Genomic DNA, 6,158 nt, shown 5'->3' with positions numbered 1-6,158 from the left:
CCCCCGCGCCCCCGCCCGCCGCCCCCCCGGCGCCCCCGCCACCGCCCGCGCCGCCGCCCCCCGCGCCACCGCCCGCGCCACCGCCCGCGCCGTCCGCGCCGTCACCGTCGTGCGGGCGGGCTCCGTCGTTGTCGATCACGGGCGGACAGCCTACGCCCGGCCCCCGCGCGTCCCCGGGGCCGGGCGGCGACCGCACCCCGGACCCCCCGGAGCCTTAACCCCGGACCCAGGACCCTGGAGCCGTGACCCCGGACTTCCGGACCCGACCCGACCCTTGACCCGGACCCGGACCCGGACCCGACCCTCGACCCCCGATCCGGGGTCACGGCCCGCCGGGGCGTCTGCCCGCGGGGGTGTCTGCCCGCGGGGGTGTCTGCCCGCGGGGCGGTGCCCCGCGGGGCGGTCACGTCGCCGGGCCGCCCTGTCGGCGGGCCTCGGCGTCCGCGGCGGCGACCACCGCCGCCAGCAGCCCCGGGAAGCGGCCCTCCAACTCCTCGCTGCGCAGCGCGTTCATCTTGGTGGTGCCCACGTAGTACTGGCGCAGCAGTCCCGCCTCACGCAGCACGCCGAAGTGGTGGCTGGAGGTCGAACGCCCCACCGGGAGTTCGAAGGAGCCGCAGCTGAGGTCGGTTCCCGAGTGCGCGAGTGTGCGGACCACCGACCGGCGGGCCGGGTCGGCGAGCGCCTCCAGCACCTGCTGGACGCTCACGTCCTCCACACCGGGGTGCACGATCACCCGCGCCGCCACGCGTGCCCGTCCCACACCCACCACCCCTCCCCCGTCCGTCCCGTGGCCAAGAACCGCGCCCTGCGCGCGACTTCACGCCCGACGCTACTACGCCCGGCCCGCCCGCCACGCCCACCGCAACGCAGGTGTTGCGGTGGGCGTGGCGGGCGGGCCGGGCGTAGTAGCGTCGGGCGTGAAGTCGCGCGCAGGGCGCGGTTCTTGGCCACGGGACGGACGGGGGGCGGCGGGGCGGTTCAGGCCGCGCGGGCGGCGGCGCGGGGGGCGGTTCAGGCCGCGCGGACCGGGGTGGGCGCCGGACGCGGCAGGCGGGTCAGGGCCAGCGGCTCGAAGATGCCCATCAGTACCGGGTCCACGGCCCGCACCGCCGCCGTCGGCGCGGGCGGCGCGGGCGTGGGGGTGCGCAGCAGTGCCAGGTAGAGCTCCTGGGTCTCGGCGGCCGGGTCGATGCCCAGCTCCTCGGCCAGTACCCGGCGCAGCTGCTGGTAGCAGCGCAGCGCCTCGGCCCGGTTGCCGGCGGCCGCCAGTGCCTCCATCCGGCACCGGTAGGCGCTCTCGCGGAACGGGGCGCGGCGCACCGCCTCGTCCGCCCAGCGCAGCGCGTGGTGCTCCTCGCCCAGCGCCGACGCCGCCAGGCTCGCGGTCTCCAGCGCGCTGATGCGCAGTTCGTCCACGTGCTCGCGCACCCCTTGCGCCCACTCGCCCTCGTGGTCGGGCAGGAACGAGCCGCGCAGGTTCGACAGCGCCCCCGCGGCCAGCTGCTGGGCCACCGCGTGGCTGCCCGCCGCCAGCGCCTCGCCGGCCTCGCCCACGGCCGAGGCCGCGGCCTCCAGGTCCACCGCCGCGTCCGCGGGCAGGCGCAGCACGTAGCGCCCGCCCTGGGCGATCAGCGGGGTGGCGCCGGGCCCCTGCCCCGGATCGGTGACGAACGCCCGCACCCGGCTCACCACGGAGCGCAGCGCCGAGGCCCAGGTGTCGGGCAGCCCGTCGGGCCAGATGGTGTCGGCCAGCTGGTCGCGGCTGGTGCCGGCGGAGCGCTCCAGCACCAGGCGGGCGAACGCCACCTGGGCCTGGGCGCTGGACAGGTGCTGCGGGGCACCGTCCTCGTGCTCGATCGCCACCAGGCCGGTGAGACGGATCAGCATCGCCGCGCCCCCGATCTGCCGGACGGACTGTCTTCCCTGAAGCCGTTCAACGTAGCTCCAACCCCCTTGAGCCAAAGCGGAAGCGACGGCCCGCGCCGGGCCGTCGGCATGGGAGAGCATGAAAAACCCGGGCCGCAACGGTTCACCGCCGACCAGCCGTTCGGTTTCAGCGGTTTTCGACCATACATTCGCCGCGATGCGCGGTGTCAACACCGGCCGGGAAAACATACCCGCCGTCCGGCCGATACGTCGTGGACGCAGTGTTTCCGCACGTCAGAGCGTCACCGCAGGCCGGGAAAGCGGCTATTGCGGACGCCTTGCGCATCCTGGCGTAGAAATGTAGCCATCCTTGAGCACCCCGCGTGAAGGCTTCGAGGAAACCCGCCCGCAGCCGCCCGCACCGCGCCCCGCCGAAACGGCGACCCCCGATCCGCCGACACCGAACCGGACCGAAACCGGACGGAAACCGGAAACGAACCCGGCCCGGAAAAGGGGCGGACCCGCAAACCCGCGAAACCGCGAAACCGGCGGCAACCGCGAAACCCGAGAAACCCGAGAAACCCCCGAAGCCGGCACCACCGTGAAACCCCGTGAACCCCGTGAAACCCCGTGAACCCCGTGAACCCCGTGAAGCCCCGTGAAGCCGTGAAGGAGAAACGCCCGTGAACGCCACCGGAGCATGGGACCGCCTGGAGCCGAAGCTCGCCGCAACGAATGCCCGGGTGGCCGCACTGGAGTCCGACCCCTCCCGCCGCAACAGCTTCGTCGCCTACACGATGGAACGCGACAGCGCCTACTGCGACCTCGACGGCGAGCGCCTGCTCATGATGTCCGGCTACAGCTACCTGGGCCTGGCCGGCGACGAGCGCGTGGTGGCCGCCGCCAAGGCCGCCGTCGACGTCTACGGCACCGGCAACCACGGCGTGCGCGCCCTGGCCGGCACCATCCCGCTGCACGAGGAACTGGAGGCCGAGGTCGCCCGCTTCGCCCACCGCGAGCGCGCCCTGGTCTTCGGATCCGGCTACGCCGCCAACGTCGGCACCGTCGGCGCCCTGGTCGGCCAGGGCGACACCGTCCTGATCGACAAGTACGACCACGCCTCCATCGTCGACGGCTGCCGCCTGTCGGGAGCCACCGTCACCCGCTTTCGCCACAACGACGTCGAGCACCTGGAACGCCGCCTCAAGGCCGCCTCCCCCACCGGGGTGCGCCTGGTCGTCGTCGACAGCGTCTACTCCATGGACGGCGACATCGCCCCGCTGCCCGAACTGCGCGAGGTCTGCGACCGCCACGACGCCCTGCTGATGGTCGACGAGGCCCACGCCCTGGGCGTCATCGGCCCGGGCGGCGGCGGCATCGAGGAGCACTTCGGCCACCGGGTGCGCGTCGACGTCAAACTCGGCACCCTGTCCAAGGCCATCCCCTCCATGGGCGGCTGGGTCGCCGGCAGCCACGACCTCATCGGCCACCTGCGCTACGCCGCCCGCCCGTTCCTGTTCTCCGCCGCCCTGGGCCCCGCCCAGACCGGCGCCGCCCTGGAGGCCCTGCGGATCCTGCGCCGCGAACCCGAACGCGTCACCCACATCCAGACCCAGGCCGCCCGCCTGCGCGCCCGCCTGAACGACGCCGGCATCTCCACCATGGACTCCGCCACCGCCGTGCTGCCCGTCATCGCCGGCAGCGACGACGCCGCCTACGACTACGCCACCGCCTGCCGCAAGGCCGGCGTCATCGGCCTGCCCGTCGTCACCCCCGCCGTGCCCAACGACCTCGCCCGCCTGCGCATCGCGGTCACCGCCCGCCACACCGCCGCCGACATCGACTTCGCGGCCGAGGCGTTCCTGACCGCCGCCGCCCAGACCGGCCTGATCTGACCCACCACCACCCCACCCCGCCCGTACGCAGCCGCCACCACCCGCACCGCCCGCAGCCCGCCACCGCCCGTACGCCCGCCTGCCCGCACCGCCCCGCCTGCCCGCACCGCCCCGCCTGCCCGTACGGCCCGCCCCGTGAGAGGAGAGGACGCCATGGCCCCCCCTGCCCGCCCGCCGATCGCCGTCACCGGCCTCGGCGTGGTCAGCCCCGCCGGCCACACCGTGGAGGAGTTCTGGCGCACCGTCGCCTCCGGGCACTCCACCGCCGCCGCCCTGGACGACCCGGCCCTGGCCCGCCACCGGGTACGCCTGGGCTGCCGGGTCGCCGCCCTGCCCCCGGACGGGCCCGTGCCCGCCAAGGACGCCCGCCGCCTGGACCCCTTCGCCCTCTACGGCACCCTGGCGGCACTGGCCGCCCACCGCGACGCCGGACACCCCGAACCGCCGCCCGGGCGCAGCGCGATCGTGGTCGGCACCGCGGTGGGCGGACGCACCACCAGCGACCGCGAGTCGGCCCTGTACACCGAGCACGGGCCGCTGCGCGTCTCCCCCCTGATGCCGCTGGTCACCATGCCCAACGCGGCCGCCGCGCAGATCGCCATGCGCCTGGGCTGGAGCGGCCCGGCACTGACCATCGCGACCACCTGCGCCTCCGGCGCGGACGCGATCGGCCACGGCGCGCTGCTGCTGGCAAGCGGGCGCGCCGACGTGGTCGTCGCCGGCGGCTGCGAGGCCACCTTGACCCCGGTCACCCTCGCCGCGTTCGGCAACCTCGGCGCCCACTCCCAGCGCAACGACGAACCCGCCCGCGCCTCACGGCCCTTCGACACCGAACGCGACGGCTTCGTGATGGGCGAAGGCGCCGGCTTCCTCGTCCTGGAACGCCTCCACGACGCCCGCGCCCGCGGCGCCCGCCCCTACGCCCTGCTCGCCGGGTACGGCTCCAGCTCGGACGCCTACCACCTGTCCAACCCCCGCCCCGACGGCGCCGGAGCGGTGGCCGCGATGCGCGCGGCCCTGGCGGACGCCGGCCTCACCGCCGCCGACATCGCCCACGTCAACGCCCACGGCACCTCCACCGTGCACAACGACCGCGCCGAAGCCGCCGCCCTGCGCACCGTCTTCGGCCCCCACGGCGTGCCGGTCACCTCCACCAAGGGCGCCGTGGGCCACCTGATCGGCGCGGCCGGCGCCGTCGAGCTGATCGCCGCCGTGCAGGCCATGAACACCCGCCGCGTACCCCCCACCGCCAACCACGAGAAGACCGAAGAGGGCCTGGACCTCGACGTCGTGCACACCGCCGCCCGCCCGATCCGCAGCGGCGCGGCCCTGTCCAACTCCTTCGGCTTCGGCGGCCACAACTCGACCCTGGTGGTGACCCCGCTATGACCGCACCCACGACCACGCCCGCCGCGACACCCGCGCCCGCGACGCCCACGACGCCCACGCCCACGGGCAGCGCGACGCCCGCGCCCGCGCCCGGGCCCGTCGCGACGCCGGCCGGGCCGGGGTACCGCGCCCGGCTGACCGTCACCGCCCAGGACCTGGCCGCCTACCGCGCCGCCGCCCGCACCCGCCTGGGGCCGCCCGCCCGCGACGGCGCCGCCCCCGCCCACCCCTTCGTCGCCGCCCACGCCCTCGCCCAGCACACCGTCACCGCGCTGACCGCCGGCGACCCGGGCTTCACCGGCGTGGTCCACCTCGCCCAGGAGATCCACACCCACACCCCGCTGACCGCCGGCGACATCGACGTCCACGTCCGGGTCACCGCCGCGCGCCGCGAGGCCCGGGGCACCCGCCTGGCCCTGGCCACCCGCCTCACCGACGCCGCCACCGGCACCCCCCTGGCCGACCTCGCCACCGCCGCCCTGCTCCTGGGCGCCACCGGCACCGACCCCCACGGCACCCTCCCGGCACCCGCCCACCCCGGCACCACCCCCGACGGCCCGCCCCTGACCCTCACCCGCACCCTCAGCGCCGCCGACACCGCCGCCTACGCCCACGCCTCCGGCGACCTCAACCCCCTGCACCTCGACGACACCGCCGCCCGGGCCGCCGGCTTCCCCGGCACCATCGCCCACGGCATGCACCTGGTCGCCCTGGCCGCCGAGGAGATCACCGACCGCCACGGCCACGGCGACCCCGCCCGCCTCACCGCCCTCGGCGCCCGCTTCGCCGCCCCCGCCCGCCCCGACACCGAACTGCGCCTGACCCTGCAGCCCTACGACCGGGGCACGGTGGTGCGCTTCACCATCGCCACCGACGCGGGCACCGCCGTCAAGGCCGGCTGGGCCCGCCTGGCCCCGGCGGGGGAGTGAACCCCATGACCTGTCTCTTATACACATCTCCGAGCCCACGAGACAGGCAGAAATCTCGTATGCCGTCTTCTGCTTG

Annotated in this window: 5 protein-coding genes; 3 read left to right on the top strand and 2 right to left on the bottom strand. The window is 75.9% G+C overall.

The features are described from left to right. Window positions 1-403 precede the first annotated feature (403 nt). On the bottom strand, window positions 404-763 hold the full coding sequence (locus IF30_RS0139765) for an ArsR/SmtB family transcription factor (RefSeq protein WP_030247840.1): 360 nt from the start codon (window positions 761-763) through the stop codon (window positions 404-406). A 251-nt stretch (window positions 764-1,014) separates the two neighbouring features. Then, window positions 1,015-1,890 carry an AfsR/SARP family transcriptional regulator gene (locus IF30_RS0139760; protein ID WP_051712251.1) on the bottom strand — a complete coding sequence of 292 codons (876 nt, stop codon included), beginning with the start codon at window positions 1,888-1,890 and terminating at the stop codon, window positions 1,015-1,017. Window positions 1,891-2,552: 662 nt separating this feature from the next. Here IF30_RS0139760 and IF30_RS0139755 point away from each other — a divergent pair. The 3 genes from IF30_RS0139755 (at window position 2,553) to IF30_RS0139745 (ending at window position 6,082) form a co-directional block, all read left to right on the top strand. Beyond that, window positions 2,553-3,764, top strand: a complete 1,212-nt coding sequence (locus IF30_RS0139755) for an aminotransferase class I/II-fold pyridoxal phosphate-dependent enzyme (protein ID WP_030247837.1) — start codon at window positions 2,553-2,555, stop codon at window positions 3,762-3,764. A gap of 153 nt (window positions 3,765-3,917) precedes the next feature. Then, on the top strand, window positions 3,918-5,153 hold the full coding sequence (locus IF30_RS0139750; protein ID WP_030247835.1) for a beta-ketoacyl-[acyl-carrier-protein] synthase family protein: 1,236 nt from the start codon (window positions 3,918-3,920) through the stop codon (window positions 5,151-5,153). After that, a complete protein-coding gene (locus IF30_RS0139745; RefSeq protein WP_051712249.1) occupies window positions 5,150-6,082 on the top strand; it encodes a MaoC/PaaZ C-terminal domain-containing protein in 933 nt (310 codons plus the stop codon). The genes IF30_RS0139750 and IF30_RS0139745 overlap by 4 nt, the downstream gene beginning before the upstream one ends. Window positions 6,083-6,158 lie beyond the last annotated feature (76 nt).

The organism is Streptomyces sp. NRRL S-350 (assembly GCF_000719705.1).
In the GTDB taxonomy this organism is placed as follows: Bacteria; Actinomycetota; Actinomycetes; order Streptomycetales; family Streptomycetaceae; genus Kitasatospora.
The sequence above is the reverse complement of the archived record's forward strand: the minus strand, read 5'-3'. Positions and strand labels throughout refer to the sequence as shown.